Annotated in this window: 13 protein-coding genes; 2 read left to right on the forward strand and 11 right to left on the reverse strand. The window is 65.4% G+C overall.

Annotated elements, in window-relative coordinates; all coding sequences use genetic code 11:
- Window positions 1-76: 76 nt before the first annotated feature.
- The 4 genes from OKW30_RS12450 to OKW30_RS12465 all read right to left on the reverse strand — a co-directional run bounded on the left by OKW30_RS12450 (window position 77) and on the right by OKW30_RS12465 (window position 10576).
- The gene (locus OKW30_RS12450) at window positions 77-1069 is read right to left on the reverse strand and encodes a GlxA family transcriptional regulator (protein WP_184032677.1); all 993 of its coding nucleotides are present in this window, start codon (window positions 1067-1069) and stop codon (window positions 77-79) included.
- A gap of 794 nt (window positions 1070-1863) precedes the next feature.
- Window positions 1864-7812: an excinuclease ABC subunit UvrA gene (gene uvrA, locus OKW30_RS12455; protein ID WP_429346823.1), complete on the reverse strand. Its 5949-nt coding sequence runs from the start codon at window positions 7810-7812 to the stop codon at window positions 1864-1866.
- 221 nt (window positions 7813-8033) lie between these two features.
- On the reverse strand, window positions 8034-9548 hold the full coding sequence (locus OKW30_RS12460) for an amino acid racemase (protein ID WP_429346824.1): 1515 nt from the start codon (window positions 9546-9548) through the stop codon (window positions 8034-8036).
- A gap of 137 nt (window positions 9549-9685) precedes the next feature.
- Complete coding sequence (locus OKW30_RS12465; RefSeq protein ID WP_429346825.1) at window positions 9686-10576, reverse strand: LysR family transcriptional regulator; 891 nt, start codon at window positions 10574-10576, stop codon at window positions 9686-9688.
- Between the two features lie 118 nt (window positions 10577-10694).
- Between OKW30_RS12465 and OKW30_RS12470 the strand changes: the two genes are divergently transcribed.
- Window positions 10695-11438: an SDR family oxidoreductase gene (locus OKW30_RS12470; protein ID WP_429346826.1), complete on the forward strand. Its 744-nt coding sequence runs from the start codon at window positions 10695-10697 to the stop codon at window positions 11436-11438.
- Between the two features lie 84 nt (window positions 11439-11522).
- Here OKW30_RS12470 and OKW30_RS12475 read toward each other — a convergent pair whose 3' ends face one another.
- The 3 genes from OKW30_RS12475 to OKW30_RS12485 form a co-directional block, all read right to left on the reverse strand.
- Window positions 11523-12548 carry an aldo/keto reductase gene (locus OKW30_RS12475; protein ID WP_184070140.1) on the reverse strand — a complete coding sequence of 342 codons (1026 nt, stop codon included), beginning with the start codon at window positions 12546-12548 and terminating at the stop codon, window positions 11523-11525.
- 68 nt (window positions 12549-12616) lie between these two features.
- Window positions 12617-14356, reverse strand: a complete 1740-nt coding sequence (locus OKW30_RS12480; protein WP_429346827.1) for a tetratricopeptide repeat protein — start codon at window positions 14354-14356, stop codon at window positions 12617-12619.
- Window positions 14357-14466: 110 nt separating this feature from the next.
- The gene (locus OKW30_RS12485) at window positions 14467-15042 is read right to left on the reverse strand and encodes a DUF4142 domain-containing protein (RefSeq protein ID WP_184070144.1); all 576 of its coding nucleotides are present in this window, start codon (window positions 15040-15042) and stop codon (window positions 14467-14469) included.
- A 348-nt stretch (window positions 15043-15390) separates the two neighbouring features.
- Here OKW30_RS12485 and OKW30_RS12490 point away from each other — a divergent pair, with 348 nt between their 5' ends.
- Entirely contained in the window at window positions 15391-16383 is a 993-nt protein-coding gene (locus OKW30_RS12490) for a chemotaxis protein (RefSeq protein ID WP_187629180.1), read from the forward strand.
- Between the two features lie 37 nt (window positions 16384-16420).
- On the opposite strand, the gene OKW30_RS12495 is transcribed toward OKW30_RS12490, so the two are convergent.
- The 4 genes from OKW30_RS12495 to OKW30_RS12510 form a co-directional block, all read right to left on the reverse strand.
- Window positions 16421-17506 carry an asparaginase gene (locus tag OKW30_RS12495; protein WP_429346828.1) on the reverse strand — a complete coding sequence of 362 codons (1086 nt, stop codon included), beginning with the start codon at window positions 17504-17506 and terminating at the stop codon, window positions 16421-16423.
- Between the two features lie 56 nt (window positions 17507-17562).
- Window positions 17563-18825, reverse strand: coding sequence for an MFS transporter (locus OKW30_RS12500; RefSeq protein WP_429346829.1), 1263 nt, complete (start codon window positions 18823-18825; stop codon window positions 17563-17565).
- 276 nt (window positions 18826-19101) lie between these two features.
- Window positions 19102-20298, reverse strand: coding sequence for a phytanoyl-CoA dioxygenase family protein (locus tag OKW30_RS12505; protein WP_429346830.1), 1197 nt, complete (start codon window positions 20296-20298; stop codon window positions 19102-19104).
- Window positions 20299-20369: 71 nt separating this feature from the next.
- Complete coding sequence (locus OKW30_RS12510; protein WP_429346831.1) at window positions 20370-21272, reverse strand: class I SAM-dependent methyltransferase; 903 nt, start codon at window positions 21270-21272, stop codon at window positions 20370-20372.
- Window positions 21273-21295: the final 23 nt, after the last annotated feature.

The following is a 21295-nucleotide window of genomic DNA, read 5'->3' on the forward strand; positions in this document are numbered from 1 at the left end:
GCCGCTCTCGCGACCGCGTCCGACAGACGAGGCGCGCCCGCAACGCGGGCGCCCTATCGCATGCTAAAGATACATGCTACGCCTCAGTGGCCGCCCGGCTGCGAGCGCGATACTCGGTTGGCGACAAAGCCATACGCTTGCGGAAAATTTTCGCGAGACGATCGCCGTTGCCGGTGCCGCTGCGACGCGCGATCTTGTCGACCGGCAATTCGGTCTCGGTCAGGAAGTTGCACGCGATACGCAGCCGCACCTGCAGCAGGTAGTCCGACGGCGTGATCTGCATCTCGTGCTTGAAACGGCGCAGGAAATTGCGCTCGCTCATTGCGGCGACCTGCGCGGCATCGGCGACCGATACCGGACGGTCGCAGTTGGCCTCCATCCAGCGCGCGGCCGCGCGAATCTTTTCGGCGACGCTCAGCGTGCCGCCCTCGGCCGGCAGCGGCACCCACGTCGCAGCCATGCCGGGCATCACGCGATCGGCGACGCTGCGCGCAAGCTCGGCGCCCAGGTCGCGCTTGATGAACATCAGCGCGCTGCGGGCGCAGTCGTGACGGTCGTTGGCCGCGCTGAACGCGCCTTCGCTGGCGCTCGCGCCCGGATAGCGGCTCATCAGGCCGTCATGCTCGGTCGGGCCGGCCGCTTCGAGCACGAGGCGCCCCTCGCCGATCGTTTCGATCGCGCGTGTGCGCGATTGCACGGCGCGCAGCCAGTTCAGCAGGCGTTCGTCGCGCGCGGCCACGTGGGCGCCGTAGCCGCCAGCGATGAACAGCGCGTCGAAACCGCCGCCAAAGCGCGTGTCGATGCGGTCAGTCCAGATGCGCGCCGACGACGAACTGGCGACATTGCCGCCGTCCATCGACAGGAACTGCACTTCGTAGGGCGGATCTTCGCCCGCTCGCGTGCCCGCGAACTCATTGGCGGTCTGGAACATTTCCACGACGGTACCGGGGCCGAGCAGCCAGAAGCCGTCGAACAGCAGAATGCCGATTCGCCGCGCTGCAGTACGGACGTTCAAAGCGGGCGTGTGTAGCCACGTAATTCTCGTTGTATCAAGGTGCATGTGCGGCATGATCTTCCCCAAACGGTCATACGTTGCGGACCCCGATTTGCCCCGCCATCAGACGGAACGAGAGAATGCGTTATTACGGCGAAAAAGCAGACTCACGCCGCATAAAGGATTAAGCGTGATGTTAGCGGAATGGATCGCTATAGTAAATTTGAAAAACAAATCTCATCACGACAGCCCATGTCTGAGGAAAAGCGGTTATTGAGCAATTGATATGAGCGCGCGACAGGCCGGGCAACTATGCAAGCCGCACGAAGAGCTTGAGGAGATCTTACCGCAAAGCCTTGATGGACGGCACTCTCGCGCATTCGGACAAAGTTGCCGATAATGCGAAGCCCGGCCATTGCGCGTTACCGAGTACGTTTCTTGCGCGGTTCAAAAATGTTTCAATTGTGAACTGCTTATCGCCCTATTATGTCCGGGCAATTCGGTAGTTTATTCGCAAAGCGTAAATTTATTCCCCGCGGCATTAGGCATTTCCGTGGCATTCGCTCCGCACCACAAATTAATATCCAAATGCTGATTTATCGGAGGTTCTAAAAATGTTTCTATTTTGAAACATCGCTGAGCTCTTTCGTATGATTTAAACGCGCGCATGCGCCGCATTGATCGAACCTCGGATGATTGGATGCAGCGCAGCAATCATGTGTGGCGGACACGCGACGAAGCGCCGGCCGTTGCAACCTGCGAAGTTGCAACGGCATACCTGATGCGCGCGTCTGGGAATGCGAGCAAACAGTCGGCTGGGGAACGGCATCGCGGCGCGCAACGGCCGCGCCACCGCTCGTCACCGTGCCTCAGCCATTCGTCCCTTCGCCGGCCAGCGTCGACGTAGCGGCCGTGCGCGCGAGCACCGGCCGCAGAGCCGCGCCCGTGTGACTCGCGGCCACGCGCGACAGGCTTTCCGGATCCGTTGCCGCAACGATCGTACCGCCGCCCACGCCGCCCTCCGGACCGAGGTCGATGATCCAGTCCGCCTCGGCGATCACGTCGAGATCGTGCTCGATGACGACGACGCTATGCCCGCCATCCACGAGCCGGTGCAGCACGCGAATCAGCTTCGCGACGTCCGCCATGTGCAGCCCGACCGTTGGCTCGTCCAGCACGTACAGCGTGTGCGGCGGCTTCTGGCCACGCCGCGTGATGTCGTCGCGCACCTTGCTCAGCTCGGTGACGAGCTTGATGCGCTGCGCCTCGCCGCCCGACAGCGTCGGCGATGGCTGGCCGAGCGTCAGATAGCCGAGCCCGACGTCTTTCATCAGTTGCAGCGGATGCCCGATGTTCGTAATCGACGCGAAGAACTCGACCGCTTCGTCGATTTCCATGGTCAGCACGTCGCCGATGTTCTTGCCGCGCCACGTGACCGCGAGTGTCTCCGGATTGAAGCGCTGGCCGTGGCAGACGTCGCACGGCACCTTCACGTCGGGCAGGAAGCTCATGCCGATCGTGCGCACGCCCTGGCCCTCGCATGCGGGGCAACGGCCCTCGCCCGTGTTGAACGAGAAACGCGACGCGGTATAGCCGCGCGCGCGCGCCTCCAGCGTGCCCGCGAACAGCTTGCGGATCGCATCCCACACGCCGATGTAGGTGGCGGGACACGAACGCGGCGTCTTGCCGATCGGCGTCTGATCGACTTCCAGCACGCGGTCGATGCTTTCCCAGCCGGTGACCGAATCGCAGCCCTGCCATATGTGCGTGACGTTCAGCGGCGCGCGCGGCGCCGAGCGCGCGAGCACGCTCGAACGCCGGTTCGCGGCCGGCTTCTCCTCGGCGGCCGCACGCGCGCGGCGCGCGGCCGGCGACGACAGCACCGAGCGCCCGACCGCATCGAGCAGATTGGTCATCAGCACGTCGCGCGCGAGCGTCGACTTGCCGGAGCCGCTGACGCCCGTCACCGCGACGAGCCGCGCGAGCGGAATGCCGACCGTCACGTCGCGCAGGTTATGCAGCTTGCCGCCATGCACGGTCAGCCAGTTCTCCGGCACCGCGGCCGCACGCTTGCCCGGCGCGACGACCTCGCGGCGCGGCTGCAGCGGATGCACGATCGGCTGTGCGAGGAAACGCCCGGTCAGCGAATCGGGCTGTGCGGACAGGTCCGCGACGCTGCCCTGCGCGATCAGCGTGCCGCCGCGCTTGCCCGCGCCCGGCCCGATATCGATGATGTGATCCGCGCGCCGGATCGTATCTTCGTCATGCTCGACGACGACGAGCGTATTGCCCTTGTCGCCGAGCTTGCGCAGCGCGTTCAGCAAAATCTGGTTGTCGCGCGGATGCAGACCGATGGTCGGCTCGTCGAGCACGTAACACACGCCCTGCAGATTGCTGCCGAGCTGCGCGGCGAGCCGGATGCGCTGCGCTTCGCCGCCCGACAAACTCGGCGCCGCGCGATCGAGGCTCAGATAGCCGAGCCCGACTTCTTCGAGGAACTGCAGCCGGCTGCCGATTTCGCTGACCACGTCGCGCGCGATTTCGGCGTCGCGGCCCGTCATCCGCAGCGTGTCGATCCACGCGCGCGTGTCGGACACGGTCCATTGCGCGACGTCGACGATTGCCTGCGAGTCGAACGTGACCGCGCGCGCGACCGGATTCAGACGCGTGCCCGCGCAATCCGGACACGGCTCGTCGACGAGTCCTTCCGGTTCCTGCTCCTCCGAGGGCAGGCTCTGCTCGCGACCGCGATTGTCGTCGACGACGATCGTGTCGTCGTACGCGGCCCGCTGCTCGCGCGTCAGCGACAGTCCCGTGCCGACGCAGCTCGTGCACCAGCCATGCTTGCTGTTGTACGAGAACATGCGCGGGTCGAGCTCGGGGTAGCTCGTGCCGCACACCGGACACGCGCGCTTCGTCGACAGCACCTTCACGTCGCCGAGCTTCGCGGTGGACTCGCCGCCGTTGAGCGCGTCGTGCAGACCGTCGAGCGGCGCGAGCAGATGCATGATGCCTTTACCGATGTCGAGCGTCTGATCGAGCGCTTCGCGCAGCTCCGCTTCGTGATCGGCCGAGATGACGAGGTCAGCGACCGGCAGCTCGATCGTGTGCTCGCGGAAACGATCGAGCTTCGGCCACGGATCGACCGGCACGAACTCGCCGTCCACACGCAGATGCGTATTGCCGCGCGCTTTTGCCCATTTCGCGAGGTCCGTATAGACGCCCTTGCGGTTCACGACGAGCGGCGCGAGGAAGCCGACATGCTGGCCCTTGTGATCGCGCAGCAACTGCGCCGCGATCGATTCGGCGCTTTGCGACGTGACCGGCGTGCCGTCGTGAATGCAGTGCTGCAAGCCGAGCTTCACGTACAGCAGACGCAGGAAGTGCCACACCTCCGAGGTCGTGGCGACGGTACTCTTGCGACCGCCGCGCGAGAGCCGCTGCTCGATCGCGACGGTCGGTGGAATGCCATACACCGCGTCGACTTCGGGCCGTCCGGCCGGCTGCACGATCGAGCGGGCATACGCGTTCAGCGATTCGAGGTAGCGCCGCTGACCTTCGTGGAACAGGATGTCGAACGCGAGCGTCGATTTGCCCGAGCCCGACACGCCGGTGATTACGTTGAACTTGCCATGCGGAATGTCGACGTCGAGCGCCTTCAGGTTGTGCTCGCGCGCGTTGACGATGCGCACCACGTCCTCGCCTTCGATCGCGCGACGTGCGCGGGCCGCGCTCAGGGCCTTCTGCAGCGGGATGCCCTGGGGCTCCGCCGCGGTTGCGGTGTCCATCGCGCGGTCGTATTGCAGCAACGCCTCGCCGGTATGCGATTCGGCGCACGCTTTCACTTCGTCCGGCGTGCCCGCGCACAACACGCGGCCACCGCCGTCGCCGCCTTCGGGACCGAGGTCGATGATCCAGTCGGCCGCGCGGATCACGTCGAGATTGTGCTCGATCACGATCAGCGAATGACCGCTCGCGAGCAGCTTGCCGAACGCCTGCATCAGCTTCGCGATGTCGTCGAAATGCAGACCCGTGGTCGGTTCGTCGAACATGAACAGACGCTTCGCGATCACCTGCTTCGCGCCGCGTGCGCCGCGCGCCTGTGCCGATTCCGCAAGAAAGCCCGCGAGCTTGAGCCGCTGCGCCTCGCCGCCCGACAGCGTCGGCACGGGCTGGCCGAGCTTCACGTATTCGAGCCCGACGTCGACGATCGGTTGCAGCACGCGCAATACTTCGGCGTCCTGCGCGAAGTACGCGGCAGCCTCGCTGACGGTCAGTTCGAGCACGTCGGCAATGCTCAACCCGCGTACCGGCTGGTCGCGCTCGATCTTCACCTCCAGAATTTCCGCGCGATAACGGCGCCCGTCGCAATCGGGGCAGCGCAGGTACACGTCGGAGAGGAACTGCATTTCGATGTGCTCGAACCCCGAGCCGCCACAGGTCGGGCAGCGGCCATCGCCCGAATTGAAGCTGAACATGCCGGGGCCGTAGCCGCGCTGTTGCGCGAGCGGTGCCTTCGCGAACAGCTTGCGGATTTCGTCGAACGCGCCGACGTAGCTGGCCGGATTCGAGCGTGCGGTCTTGCCGATCGGCGACTGGTCGACGAACACGACGTCGGTGACCTGGTCCGCGCCGTTCAGCGCCTTGAACGCGCCCGGCGCTTCGGTGGCGAGCCCGAAGTGGCGCGCCATCGCCGGATACAGCACGTCCTGCAGCAGCGTCGATTTGCCGGAACCCGACACGCCGGTCACGCAGACGAGCCGCTGCAATGGAATTTCGACCGTGACGTCGCGCAGATTGTGCTCGCTCGCACCTTCGAGCACGATGCGCGGCGTGCTCGCGTCGACCGCGCGACGCGACCAGTGCGCGGCATCCGCGACATGGCGCCGGCCGCCGAGGTACTCGCCGGTCAGCGTGCCGGTCGAGCGAATCGCCTCGGGCGCGCCGTCGAAAATGATCGAGCCGCCGCGCTCGCCCGGTCCCGGACCCATGTCGATGAGCCGGTCCGCCGCGAGCATCACCGACGGATCATGCTCGACCACGACCAGCGTATTGCCCGCGTCGCGCAGCCGGTGCATCGCTTCGACGATGCGATTCAGGTCGCGCGGGTGCAGGCCGATGCTCGGCTCGTCGAGCACGAACAGCGTCTTGGTCAGCGACGTGCCGAGCGCGGTGGTCAGGTTGATACGCTGCACCTCGCCGCCCGACAGCGTGCGGCTTTGCCTGTCGAGCGTCAGATAGCCGAGACCGACGTCGCATAGATACTTGAGGCGCGTGCGCACTTCGGCGAGCAGCAGCTTCAGCGCGTCGTCGAGCAACGCGCTCGGCAGCGTGATGTCGTCGAAGAAGCGGCGGATGCGCTCGATCGGCATCAGCATGAGATCGTGCACGGTCAGGCCCGGCAACGCTTCGAGCTGCGCGCGCGACCACTTCACGCCGCGCGGCATGAAGCGCTGCGAGGGCGCGAGCACGTCGTTCGCATTGGCCTTGCTGCCGAGGCGCCACAGCAGCGATTCGGTTTTCAGACGCGCGCCGCCGCAGGTTTCGCACGGCGTGTAGCTGCGGTATTTCGACAGCAGCACGCGGATATGCATCTTGTACGCCTTCGATTCGAGATAGTCGAAGAAGCGTTTGACGCCGTACCAATGCGTCTGCCACTTGCCGTTCCAGTCCGGCGAGCCGTTGATGACCCAGCTGCGTTCGCGCTCGCTGAGCTCGCCCCACGGCGTGTCGCGGCGGATGTCGGCTTTCGCCGCGTAGCGCATCAGGTCGTCCTGGCACTCCTTCCACGCGGGCGTCTGCATCGGCTTGACCGCACCTTCGCGCAGCGTCTTGCGCGCGTCGGGGATCACGAGACCGAGGTCGACGCCGATCACGCGGCCAAAACCGCGGCAGGCATCACAAGCGCCATAGGCCGAGTTGAACGAGAACAGCGCGGGCTGCGGGTCGGCATAGCGCAGATCGCTTTCGGGGCTGTGCAAGCCGGTGGAGAAACGCCAGATGCGCGGCTCGGCGGCTTCGGCCTGCGGCTCGTCCGAGGTAGCCGGCAGCACGTAAATATTGACGCGCCCGCCGCCGCGCTTCAGCGATGCCTCGATCGCCTCGATCGCGCGTGCTTTATCCACCGAGCGCAGCCGGAAGCGGTCGGCGACGACGTCGAGCAACTTGCGCTTGCCGGTCGGCGAATCGACTTCGCGCTGCGCCTGCACGCGCGTATAGCCGCTCGCCGACAACCACTGCTCGACCTCCTGCGCGGACGCCGACTCCGGCAGCTCGACCGGGAACGTGACGACGAGCCGCGGCTCCTCCTGCGCGGTGCGCTCGAGCAGTTCCGCGTAGATCGTCTCCGGCGTGTCGTGCCGCACCAGATAGGCGCTCTGGCGGTCGAACAGCTCGGCCGCGCGCGCGTACAGCAGCTTCAGGTGATCGTTGAGCTCGGTCATCGTGCCGACCGTGGAGCGCGAGCTGCGCACCGGGTTGGTCTGGTCGATCGCGATGGCGGGCGGCACGCCGTCGACGCGGTCGACCTGCGGCCGATCCATCCGGTCGAGGAACTGGCGCGCGTACGCGCTGAAGGTTTCGACGTAGCGGCGCTGGCCTTCCGCATACAGCGTGTCGAACACGAGGCTCGACTTGCCCGAGCCCGACGGCCCCGTGACGACCGTCATTTCGCCGGTGCGCACGTCGAGGTCGACATTTTTCAGGTTGTGCTGGCGGGCGCCGCGAATGCGGATCGTGCCCTGGATCTTGTTGCCGCTCGGGTTGCCGCCTTGGGGAGTGTCAGCGAGGGTGTCAAGGGTTGCGTCGTTGGAGGACAATTTTTCCGACCGTCTGAAGGAGTGGGTCACCTCTCACGGCCGGCTCTCGCGACCGCGCAAGTTCGGTGCAGCCGGGTCGGCGCGAGGAGCGCCCGGAAGCCTGGCTGTAGGGGGATACTATACTGTATGTTTATACAGTTTTCCATGGCGGGCGCAGACGCGCCTTGACCTCTGGATCGGCGGCGAGGCACAAACGGCTGCGCCGCGGTCACGCTGCCTGACTAGCCGAGCGCGCTTTCAACCCGCGAGCACCCCGCCGCCTGCGGCGTCGCGCAACCCGCCGGTGTGCCACGTGCGACACCGTCGCCAAGCGCATACGCAACGCAACGCCTCGCCAGCACCTCGGTCGGATCGACGAGCCGCACCACGCGCCCGCCCGGAGACGCGAGCACCGGTTCGCGCAACAGCAACGGCAACTCCGTGCACGCGAGCACGATCACCTGCACGCCCTGCGCGACCAGATCGTCGACGGCCGCCGCGAGGTCGTCGCAACAGTCGCCCGACGTGTGCCCCGCCTTCACGCCGCGCGGGCCGTAGATCGCGTTCATCAGACGCGCTTGCGCAGTGGCGGACGGCGCGATCTGCACCAGGCCGTGCGCGTCGAGCGCCTGTTCGTAGACGCGGCTCGCGAGCGTGCCCGAGGTGGCCAGCACGCCCACTTCGCGCAGACCCGGAAAGGTCTCGCGCAGATAATCGGCGGTACAGGTCAGCATATTGACGATCGGCACGCGCAGCGCCGGCTGGAGCCGCTCGACGAACGCATGCGCGGTATTGCACGGAATCGCGATCAGATCCGCGCCGCCGTCCTCGAGCGTCTTGCAGGCCGCGTACAGCGCGAGGGTGGGATCGTCGCCGCGCTCGAGCAGCGCCGCGGTGCGGTCGGGGATCTGCGGATTCTGCTCGACCATGATCCGGATATGGTCCTGGTCGCGCGCGGCCGGCGTGTTGCGCACGACCTTGGCCATGAAATCGACGGTCGCGGCCGGCCCGATGCCGCCGACTACGCCCAGGCGGAACGCCCGCTCCGGCTGCGTGTACTGCGCCGCCGCGACATAGCGCGCATACACCTGGTTCGCATCGACGAGCGGCACCTCAATGCGCCCGAGCGCGCGCAGCACGAGGCCGATCTCCGCGAGCCCCGGCACGATCAGGTCGACGCCCTGCGCGACCAGATCCGCGCACGCCGCGCGCAACAGCTCGACGGGCCGCCCGTGCAGGCGCCCATCGCGGATGCCCCCGACACCAAGGACGGCGCTCGTCACGCCGTCGTAACCGGTGTCGTTGCGCGGATAGCACAGGTCGAACCGCCCGGCTTCGAAGTAGCGCTCGAACAGGCCGTTCGCGCGAATCGCTGTCGACGTCAGCACGCCGATTCGGCGCGCCGACGGATAGGTGCGCCGCACGTGCGCGGACAGCGCGGTCATGACGTTGGCGACCGGCACGCTGACGTTGGCCGCGAGTTCGTCGATGAAGGTGTGGCTCAGAAAGCATGGCAGCACGATCGCGTCGACGCCGCGTTTTTCGAACGCGCGCATCGTGTCGAACACGTGGATCTTGAACTGCGGGTCCGTCGCCTCGGGCGCGGCGGGCCCTTGCCACGCGCGCGGTTCGAAAATCAGATCGAATGGGCGCGCGGCGCCTGGCCGGCGCGACGCCGTGCTCATCCGGCTGAGGATGTCGGCACTGGCGAACTGCGCCGCGCCCGTCGCCACACCCAGCGAACGAAAACGATTCATGATCAGATCCCCCGGTCGTTCTGTGCGTCCACCCTCGATCACGGGCGGCTTTCTGCGCGCTTGAGAATGACATTATGCGAGGCGCACATGTCCAGGCGTTAACCACGAAAACGCATTCCTTTGCGTTTTTCGCTCCCTCAACTCACCGGCTCGAAAATCTCCCGCAGCCACTGCGCGAACACCCGCACGCGCGACGACAACTGCCGGTTCTGCGGATACAGCACCGACACCGGCATCGGCGGCGGCGGATAGTCCGCCAGAATGACCCGCAGCCGCCCCGCCGCCAACTCGCCATCCACGCGGTAACGCGGTACCTGCACGATGCCGAGCCCGGCGAGGGCCGCGCCCGTGTACAGTTCGGCGCCGCTGACCGACACCGCCGACGGCAGCACGAGCGCGGCATCCCGCCCGTCGACACGGAATTCGAGCGGCACCGGCTTGCCGGTCGCGCTCGACACGTAGTTGACCGCGCGATGCGTCGACAGCGCGTCAGGATCGGCCGGCTCGCCATACGCGGCCAGATACGCGGGACTCGCGACCGTCACCTGCTGCAGTTGCGCGACGCGCCGCCCGACCATCGACGAATCCTGCAGCACGCCCGCGCGCAGCACGCAATCGATGCCCTCGCGCACGAGGTCGACGAGCCGGTCGTCCTCGCCGATCATCAGCTCGATGTCGGGAAAGCGCGCGAGAAACGCGGGCAGCGCCGGCACCACGAAGTGCCGCGCGAGCATGCCCTGCACGTTCACGCGCAACAGCCCCTTCGGCGCGAGATTGGAAAACGCCCCCTCGGCCTCCTCCATGTCGGCGATCAGGCGCACGCAGCGCTGGTAGTGCGCTTCACCGTCGGGCGTGAGCCGCACCGTGCGGGTCGTGCGTTCGAGCAACCGCGCGCCGAGCCGCTGCTCGAGGCGCTTCATCAGGTTGGTGACGGTCGCGCGCGGAATTTGCAGATCGTCGGCGGCGCGCGTGAAGCTCTGGCGCTCGGCGATCCGCACGAATACGCGCATTTCCTCGAAACGGTCCATAGCGGCGGATTATTAAAGCAAACGGAATGATGAAGGCGAGTCTAACCGGATTATCTCTGCCCGCAAAGCGTTCATGATTCACCTCACCGATCCACCACCTTCTATGAGGAAACCAATCATGAGCACGAATCCACAACCGAAAGTCGCCATCGTCACGGGCGCATCGCGCGGCATCGGCACGGCGATCGCACAGCGGCTCGCGAACGACGGCTACGCGGTCGCCGTCAACTACGCAGCGAGCGCGGGCGAAGCCGACGCGCTCGTCAGCGCGATCCGCGAAGCTGGCGGCAAGGCGGTCGCGGTGCAAGCCGACGTGTCGAAGCCCGGCGACGTACGTCGCATGTTCGAAATCACCGAACGCGAACTCGGCAAGGTGGATGTGCTCGTCAACAACGCGGGCGTGATGAAGCCCACGCCGCTCGCCGACACGCCCGACGCACTCTACGACCAAGCCTTCGACATCAACGTGCGCGGCACCTTCAACACGCTGCGCGAAGCGGCCGCGCGCCTGAACGACGGCGGGCGCATCGTCAATTTCTCGACCAGCGTGCTCGCGCTGAACCTGCCCGGCTATGGCATCTACACGGCAACCAAGGCAGCCGTCGAAGCGTTCACGCGTGTGTTCGCGAAGGAACTGCGCGGGCGCAACATCACAGTGAATGCGGTCGCGCCGGGACCGATCGCGACCGCGCTGTTCCTCGAAGGCAAGACCGACGAGCAGATCGAGACGTTCGCGAAGATGCCGCCGCTGCAACGCCTCGGCGAGCCGGAAGACGTGGCGGGCGTGGTCGCGTTTCTGGTCGGCCCGGATGCGGGTTGGGTCAATGGGCAGGTATTGCGGGCCAATGGCGGTTTGGCTTGATGGGATGCGCTAGTCCAGCGTGCGGCCGCGCTGGACCAGTGCATTGCGCCGGCTGCGGCGCCTGGAACGTGGTCGACCCGCCGCTCAAACCGCCTTGGGATTGCGTTCCGCGAAGCCTTCCTGATGCCAGTACGGATACGCGGGGCGCACCGTGCTGGCCGCATCGAGCTTCGCGACCTGCTCCGGCGTCAGATTCCAGCCGACCGCGCCGAGGTTCTGCCGCAGTTGCTCCTCGTTGCGCGCGCCGATCAACAGCGTCGCGACGGTCGGCCGTTGCAGCAGCCAGTTCAGCGCGATCTGCGGCACGGTCTTGCCGGTTTCGGCGGCAATTTCGTCGAGCGCATCGAGCACGCGGAACAGATAGTCTTCCGGCACCGGCGGCCCCATGTCGGCGGTCTTGTGCAGACGGCTCGTCTCCGGCAGCGGCTGGCCGCGCTTGAGCTTGCCGGTCAAGCGCCCCCAACCGAGCGGACTCCACACCACCGCACCGACGCCCTGGTCGACACCGAGCGGCATCAGCTCCCACTCGTAGTCGCGCCCGACCAGCGAGTAGTAGGTCTGATTCGCGACATAGCGCGGATAGCCGTAACGGTCGGCGATATCGAGCGACTTCATCAGATGCCAGCCGGAGAAATTCGACACGCCGATATAGCGGATCTTGCCCGCGCGCACGAGGTCGTCGAGCGTGGACAGCACTTCGGGGATCGGCGTTTTCGCGTCGAAGCCGTGCAGCTGGAACAGGTCGATGTAATCGGTTTGCAGACGCTTGAGCGCTGAATCGACCGCCTGGATCAGATGGAAGCGCGACGAGCCGACGCCGTTCGGATCGTCGTCGAAACGAAACGTCGCCTTGGTCGACAGGATCGCCTTGTCGCGCTTGCCCTTCAGCGCCTCGCCGAGCACCGACTCGGACGCGCCCTTCGAATAGATGTCGGCGGTGTCGAACATCGTGACGCCCGCGTCGAAGCAGATGTCGATCAGACGCCGCGCTTCGGCGACGTCGGTCGCGCCCCACGCCTCAAAAAATTCACCCTTGCCGCCGAACGTACCGGTGCCGAGACTCAGCACCGGCACCTTGAAACCCGATGCACCCAGATGTCTGTATTCCATTGAAGAACTCTCCGTGGCATTGCCATCGATGAACGGAGGTTCAGTCTACGCGTGTCCGCCAAAAGGCGTCACGAAGGCGGGGCGCTCAGATCCGCCAATGCATCGCGCACGGCATCGATCGCGCCGCCCCAATCGCCGAGCGCCGGTTGACGGAACAGACGTGCGGACGGATACCACGGCGTGTCGCTGCGTTCGAGCAACCAGCGCCAGCAGGTGTCGAAGCGGTTCAGGATCCAGACAGGTTTGTCGAGCGCGCCGGCCAGATGCGCGGTGGACGTATCGACCGAAATCACCAGATCGAGACTGGCGACGAGCGCGGCGGTATCGGCGAAATCGTGCAGCAGCCCGGTGTAATCGGCGACGCGTTCACCGTAGGCGCTTTCGGCTAATTGCGGTGCGGCCGCGCCCTTCTGCACGCTGAAGAAGCGAACGTTCGGCACCTCGAGGAGCGGCGCGAGTTGCTCGAACGTGAGCGACCGACGCGCGTCGATCTTGCGCAGCTCGGCGATCTGCGCGCGGTTCTCGCCGGCCCAGACGAGGCCGACTTTCAGCGGCCTGATTGCGTTGGCATCCGCGTTGATGTTGCCGTCGTGTTCGATCCGCTCACGCCATTCGCTGACGGCCGCCGGCTGCGCAAAAAGATACGGCGTCGCCGCCGGAATGCTCGCTTCGTCCGTGCCGAACGCAAGCGGCAAGCTCAGCAGCGGGCAATGACAATCGAACGGCGGCAACGGCTGCCCCGCTTCGATCAACTGATCGACACCATCGAGCGTCGACAGCAATCGCAACAACGCGCCCGGCACTTCGAGCACGACCTTCGCGCCGAGCTTCGCAACGAGCGGCGCATAGCGGCAGAACTGCAACGTGTCGCCCAGGCCCTGCTCCGCATGCAGCAGAATCGTTTTGCCGTCGAGCGGAACATCGCCGAGCCACAACGGCTGCGCGAACGCGCGCCTGCCGGCCTTGATGCGGCTGCGCTCCCAACGCCATTCGTATTCGCGCCAGCCGGTATCGAAGCGGCCCATTTGCAGCAGGCACAGCGCCTGGTTCCAGTGCGTTTCGACCGACGCCGGATTCAACGCAAGCGCGCGCTGATAGCTCGACAACGCCTGTTCGCGCTGATTCAGATCGATCTGCGCGAGACCGAGGTTGTTCCATGCATCGACGAAAGCAGGCGCAAGTTCCAGCGCGCGTTGGTAGCAGTGTTGTGCTTCGTGCGGCTGGTTCAGATCGCCGAGCACGTTGCCGCGATTGCTCCACGCATCCGGATAGTTCGGCTGCAACGCGAGCGCCTGGTCGCAGCTATCGAGCGCATCGGCATAGCGACCGAGATCGCGCAGCACGCATGCGCGATTGTTCCACGCCGGCGCAAACTCCGGCACGAGCGAAAGCGCGCGTTCGTAGCTCGCGAGCGCATCGAGCGGACGGTTCAGCGCCGCCAATGCGTTGCCGCGATTGTTCAACGCATCGGCGAATTTCGGCTGCATCGCGAGCGCCCGCTCGGCACACGCGAGCGCTTCGTCATGGCGCTGCAACGCGTTCAGCGCATAGGCGAGATTCGAATGCACGGCCGGCTGTCTCGCGTTGACCACGAGCGCCTTCTTCAGCAGATCGACGCCTTCCTGCAAGCGGCCCGTTTGCAGCGCGAGTTCGCCGAGCCAGCGCAACGCATCGCCATGCTTCGGCTTCAGTTCGAGTATCTCGCGATACATCTCTTCGGCTTCGACGAGCGCGCCGTTCTGCTGGAGCGCGACGGCTTGTCGAAGCAGATGGTCCAACTGTTGCGGCAGACTGGCGTGCTTGCTCATGCGGTACCTGGAATCGGAGGCGCGAAGAATCGTCGGAAGAAGCGCACGATTATCGCCGAAAAGCCCGGGTTCGAAGTACCGCCGCCTGCCGCGTAGCGACGTGACGCCGCTTATTGCGCGGCCACGGACAGATGCTTGCGCTTCGCGAGATCCTGCGCCATCGCATAGTGCTGCTGGATCGTCGGCAGCGCCTGTTTCGCGGCGGCCTTCAACTGCTCGTCGCGGCCCGCTGCGATTTCCGCCTGGAAAGCGGACAGTGCCTTCTGTTCACCCGCGAGCGCGACCTGCTCGATGTACACCTTGTCGAAGTCCGCGCCGCGCAGGTGGTTGATGCTTGCGAGCGCGGCCGCATCGGGATCGTTCTTCGGCACGTCGACACCGCGCGGACTCGCCGCGCGCAACGCGTCGGTGATCCTGGCGTCGTCGCTCGACACGCGCTCGGCGAAGGCCTTCACGTCGCGGTCGGCCGAACGCGCGGTGGCGATACGCGCGGCATCGCGCTGCGTCGCGACGGCTTGCGTGCCGTCCGCGATGAAGGTCTGGTCGGCGGCATGCAGGCGGCCCGTGTCCGTGGACGCGGCGCTCTGCGCGCTGGCCACCGAGGCGGCCGTCAGAAGACCACCGAAGCAGGCAACGGCGGCGATGCGGGCCAAAGCGACGGAAGGGACGGAAGGCAGGCGGATCATACGTTCTCCTTGAGGTGAAAGCATCTGAAAGCAAAACGACGGACACGTGTGCGCCGCGAACGAAGCGCGCGATGCAAAACGCTGCGGACTGCTTGCGAGCCCAGCGCGACGCCACGCTTTTATCGCTGCCGATTCTAGAAGCCACGCCGTCGGGCAGGTGAAACGCTGCTGTCGCTTCTGTAACCTTAGGTAACCCTCATATGAATGCGCACACGTTTGCCGTATTCGCGTGAATCGCGCGCCGCTCGACGCTGCCACGCAGTGCTGGATTTTTCGCCATCGGCGCCGATAACCAGATACAGGCACGCTCAGCACCGCTCAGCACCGCAATTCTGGAGAACGATTCCGATGGCAGACGACCACCGTGCCAATCACGAGCGCCACACCGAACGCAGCAACCTGACGAGCTCCAACAAGTTCGAGCTGCTGCTATACCGCCTCGGCCACGTGCCGGGCAGCGACGCGCACGAGTTGTATGGGATCAACGTGTTCAAGGTGCGCGAAATCTCGACGATGCCGACCGTCACGCCGATCGCCGGATCGTCGCCTTACGTGATGGGCGCGGTCGACATTCGCGGGCAGATCATCCCCGTGATCGATCTGCCGCGGTTGATGGGCTGCGAGCCGACGCGCGGCCTGAACATCCTGCTGGTCACCGAATTCGCGCGTTCGACGCAGGCCTTCGCGGTCGAGGAAGTCGACGACATCGTGCGACTCGAATGGAACCAGGTGCTGTCGGCCGATGGCTCGGCGGGCGGCAAGCTCGTCACGAGCATCGCGCGCATCGACGGCAATACCGGCGACTCGCGCCTCGCCCAGGTGATCGACGTCGAGCAGGTGTTGCGCGACGTGTTCCCGTCGCAGCATCCGAGCGTCGATCCGGCCTCGGTCGGCCAGGCGCTCGGCATCCGCCGCGGCGCGAAGATCCTCGCCGCCGACGACTCCGGCTTCGCGCGCAAGCTGATCGAACAGGCGCTCACCGCGATCGGCGCTGACTACATCATGACGAAGACCGGCGACGAAGCGTGGCAGACGCTGCAGCAGGTCGCGCGCGAAGCGCAGAAAAACGGCGCGCGCGCGAAAGACACCATCGCGCTCGTATTGACCGATCTGGAGATGCCGGAGATGGACGGCTTCATGCTGACGCGCCAGATCAAGGCCGATGAACGCACGCGCGATATTCCGGTGATCATTCACTCGTCGCTGACGGGCGCGGCCAATGAGGCGCATGTGAAGAACGCGGGCGCCAACGGCTATGTCGCGAAGTTCGCGGCGAGCGAGCTCGCCGATGCGATCCGTGATGCGCTGGGTGCCGCGCCGGCGAAGGCGGCGGCGGCTTGAGGTCTGGGGTGTCGAGCAGTGAATCGGGTCGCCGCGCTCAACGATGCGCGGCAAGCTCGATCGAGAAGTCCATCCGGCCGATCTCGACGCCCATCGTGTTGAGCCGCTGCGGCGCATGAAAGCCGTCGAGCGCCGCGCGTTGTTCAGGCGTACCGATATCGAGCACGGCGAGCAACTCGGCGGTGACCGCGTAGAGCACGGCGGGATTGCCGTCCTCGATCTTCAGCGCGATGCCTAGCGCGCCCTTCGCGCCGAGCCGCGCGGTCTGCCGCGATGCGCGTACGCCGATCGCATAGCTGCCGTCCGCGCCGACCTTGCCGACCAGCGCGCCATCGAAAGCCTGCATCAGCAGCGTACAGAAGCGCCCCTCCCCGCCGACCAGTTCCGGGTACGACGTCATCGCGCGATAGATGCGCGCGAGCGCGGCCGCGCGCGGCGTCGTCGCGGCGGCTTCGGTTTCCTGTTGATCCTGCGCCGCCGCGAGCTTCGCGAACAGACGTGCGAGCCGGTCGAGCGCAAACGCCGGCGTCGGCAGATTGCAGCCGTCGATCGCCCATTGCACGCCCTCGTCGGGCAGATCGCAGACGCTCGCGACCGTCTGCTTCACACGCACCTGCAACGGATGCCCCGGCAGTTCATAGCCGGCGAGCGCCGCGCCGATCGAACCCGCGCCGGCCAGCATGCCCGCGTGCTTGCCCGAGCAGTTGCTGCACACGCCGGTGGGCGTAAAGCCGCGCCGGATCCAGTCGACGTACACCGCATCCGACAACGGCGGATGGCCGCCGCAACGCAGATCGGCCTCGCTCGCCTGCGCTTTCGCGAGCATGCCGCGCGTGCGTTCGATATGACGCGGCTCGCTGCTGTGCGATGCGCACATCAGCGCGAGATCGGCTTCGTCGAAACCGCAACGCTCGAGCGCGCCGGTTTCGAGCACCGCGAGCGCCTGGGCCGGCTTCGCCGCGGAACGCGCGAGCGTCATGCGCGCGGCGTCGCCGAACGAATACAGCAGACGACCGTCCGCATCGACGACCGCGACGTGCGCGAGATGCGTGTTCTCGACGGATTCGCCACGATAGATCGTCGCCGCGACCGGCGCGGCGGGGTGCAGTTCGGACTGGCTCATGCGGTTCGTCTCCTCGTCGTGTCATGGATCGGGCGATGGCGCCCAGGCCCTGGCAATCAGGCGCTCGCCGCGAGCGCCTCTTCGCGCTCGAGCGTGCGCGTGTGCCGCAGTTCCGGAAAGAACCGCATCCACAACAGCGCGATCGCGATCGTCGCGACACCGCCGACCAGCACCGCCGGCTGCGCGCCCCACCATCCCGCGGTCAGGCCCGATTCGAACTCGCCCAATTGATTCGACGTCCCGATGAACAACGAATTGACCGCGCTGACGCGGCCGAGCATTTCATCGGGCGTGCGCAATTGCACGAGCGACAGCCGCACCACCACGCTGATCGTGTCCGACGCGCCGAGCACCATCAGCGCGAACAACGACACGAGGAACTGATGCGACAGCCCGAACACGATCGTCGCGATGCCGAACGCGATCACGCCGCCGAACATCGCCGCGCCGGGCCGGTTGCGCAATGGAAAATGCGCGAGCCAGATCGTGCCCGCGAGCGCGCCGATCGCCGTGCCCGAGCGCAACAGGCCGAGACCGAGCGGGCCCGCGTGCAGCACGTCGCGCGCGAAGATCGGCAGCAACGCGGTCGCGCCGCCGAACAGTACCGCGAACAGATCGAGCGACAGCGCGCCGAGAATCACCGGCTCGCGACGAATGAACGCGATGCCCGAAAAGATCGATTCGAGCGTGACGGGCGCGCGGCTCGCCGGCTTCATCTGCAACGGAATGCTCCACACCGACGCGGCTGCCGCCGCGAACGTCAGCGTGCACGCGAGATACGCGGCACCGGGACCGATGCCGTACAGCAGACCACCGAGCGCGGGCCCGGCGATCTGCGCGGTCTGATTGGCGGACGTCGCCCACGCGGTCGCCTTCGGCAGATAGCCGCGCGGCACCACGGCCGGCAGCAGCGACCCCACGGCCGGCGATTCGAACGCGCGCGACGCGCCGACGCAGGCAGCCAGCACGTAGATGACCGGCGCGCTGATCCAGCCGCCGAAGGTGCCGATCGCGAACAGCAATGCAGCGACACTTTCGAGGCTCTGGCAGACGGCGGCGATGCGGCGGCGATCGTAACGATCGGCGACATGGCCGACGACGAGCGTCAGCAGGAACATCGGCAGAAACTGCGCGAGACCGACGAGGCCAAGTGCGAACGCGCTATGCGTGAGCGCGTAGACATGCCAGCCCATCGCGACCGCGAGCATCTGGAACGACAGCGACGACAGGATGCGGGTGCACCAGAAACGCTGGAACGGCGGGTGTTTCGGCAGGCTGAAATGCGGGGAATCGGCGGGATCGATGGAGGCTGGGGGCATCGGTCGTTGCTCGTGACGGGGCGCATCGGGGCGTGGGTTGGGCGGGCGCTAGTTTAGAGCAAGACCGGAGGGGCATGCACAAAGGAGGCTGGCACGGGCGGCGTGATGGCGGGCGGCCCGTGCCGGGGCGGGCGCGCTCGAACGCATGCTTTGGGCGCAGGCGGGTCGTCAACCCGGGTGACTGTGCGCGCGAGACGCGGACAAAGGTTTCGACATGCACCTTCCGCGAACTTGCCGAAGCAGGTCGCCTTCGCCTGCTTCGGTGCCACGCATGACTCAGGGCCGCAACGGCCGGCCCTCCGCGCGGCCGAAGTCGACGAAGTGATCGACCGGGTCGACGCCCGCCGCGCCGACGTCGGGATTCGCTTCGAGGTAAAGCTTCGGATCGAAACCGTCAGGCAGTTGGGCAAGCCGCGCCTTGCGTCGAAACGATTCGGCGCTGCTCAACGGGCGACCTTCGAATCGACCGTAGTAGATGTAGTGCTGCAATGCATTGCCGCCGCTCGCGGCGACGTCCGGATTGGCCTCGAGGTACGCCTCGCCGTCGAAGTCGACGATTGGCGTCAGGCTCGACGGCATGCCGGTCAGGTCGTGATAGCACAAACAGCCATCCGCGAAAAAATGGCAAACCAGTGCCTTGCGACTCACGTGCTCCGGATCGCGCATCTTGCTGCCGCCGTGCAGCAGGTTCGCATGCCACAACAGCACATCGCCCTTTTTCGGGTAGAAGTGCTTTGGGCCCGATGAACGTTCAGCGATGAGCTTCTGAATCGCGGGTTCGTAGATGTCGTGATAAGCGGAATACCCGCAACCGAACGGCATGCCCAATTCAGTCGACATCAGATACGGCAGCTTGTGCGTGCCGGGGTGATAAACGAGCGGCCCGGAGTCGGGATGAATATCCTCGAAGGCGATCCAGTTCGCGACCAGATACCCGTTCGGATAGGTCGACATGTGAATCGAATCGGAATGCTCGAGTTGCTCGCTGCTCTTGTGACCGCCGATCGTCTGGAACGGCGCCGATTTCGCGCCCAGCAGCAGACTCACGATCTCGTTCATGCGCGCGTCGAACAGCATCTCGCGAACAGCCGGCACGTTGAAATGCGGATTCAGCGTGCGCCCAGGCAGCGTATCGCCTTCGAAAAGCGGCTCGGGCGGCGGCCGCAGCGTGCCGTCGGCAATCGCGTTTTCGTAGGCTTGCCACGTCGCATCGAGCTGTTCCGTCTTGAAGAAACCCTCAATGATCAGGTAGCCGTCGCTCACCCATTTGCGGCACCATTCGGCCTGCTGCTCGCTAATTACGCCTTGGGACAACAGCTCGGCAACCCGCTCCAGCGCATCCGGTCGATCGAGCCAGGGAACGGGGCCCGCCGCGGGAAATTTTTCGAATTTGAAGACCTGGGTCTGATTGTCGATCGGAACGTCCGCGACGACGGGCTTATCGAAAAAGCGATGATTCTCGAGAGTATTCATTTTCGGGAAACTTTCCGGGTTCGCGTTTTAGGGTAACTGGCTTGAACACGACGCTGGCCGTGCGGTGTCGATCACTCGAACGAGCGCCCTTCCGCACGGCCATAGCGGATGTAGTGTTCCGCGCCAGAGCCGATGTGCTTGTGCGCAACGGCTTCTGCTACGTCGGGGTTGCGCTGAAGATAGTGCGCCTCGTTGAAATGCGGAATGTGAGCAGCGTAAAGAAGAATCGACGGGCCGGCCGGATGTTGTTCGCGATCGTCCACGCCGACGATCACCGTCATATCCAGTGCGTCGAGGACCGTCATCAGGCTTTCACGGGTCATCCAGTTGGCTTGCGGAGCAGTCCCGCCGATGAATTTTACGTTGTTGATGCTGTCGAGATAGCTATGTCGGTGGAGATGCACTTCGCGTCCGCGAAACTCCGAGACGGTTGGCGTCGGATCGAAGTGCCTTTGCAGGTTCGCATTCGTCCGCGCGACTTCGGCATCGTAATAGTGCGTCCAGATGCAGATCGAATCTGACGCATATGCCATATCTTCCAGTAGCGATACCGGATCCATCATGTGATAGAGCACGCCGCTTGCAAGAATCAGATCGAATCGCTGATCGCGCTTTTTCAGCAATTCTCTGAAATCGCCATACATGAATTCGGCATTGAACTTCAATGCATTCTGCACGAGCAGGCATTTGAGAAAGGACTTCGAATTCGCCTCGATAGCAAGGACACGTGAAGCGCCGGCTTTGGCCATCATGAACGTATGGCCGCCTTCCATGGGTCCGAGTTCGAGCACGCTTTTTCCGGAAAAGCCGCCGCACATGATCTCGAACCAGTGGAGACGCCCATCGTCGAAATGGGGCGCCATACCTAAACCGTAGCCCGGCACATCGGACACCCATGTGCCATCGAAAAGATTGAAAGCCAAAGTGTGGCCTGGCTCTTCAGTTGCATACAGATCCAGTTCAGTTCCTTTCAATTTGGCGCCTCGATTGATCGTCA

The organism is Paraburkholderia sp. Clong3, from assembly GCF_050436485.1.
GTDB lineage: Bacteria > Pseudomonadota > Gammaproteobacteria > Burkholderiales > Burkholderiaceae > Paraburkholderia > Paraburkholderia tuberum.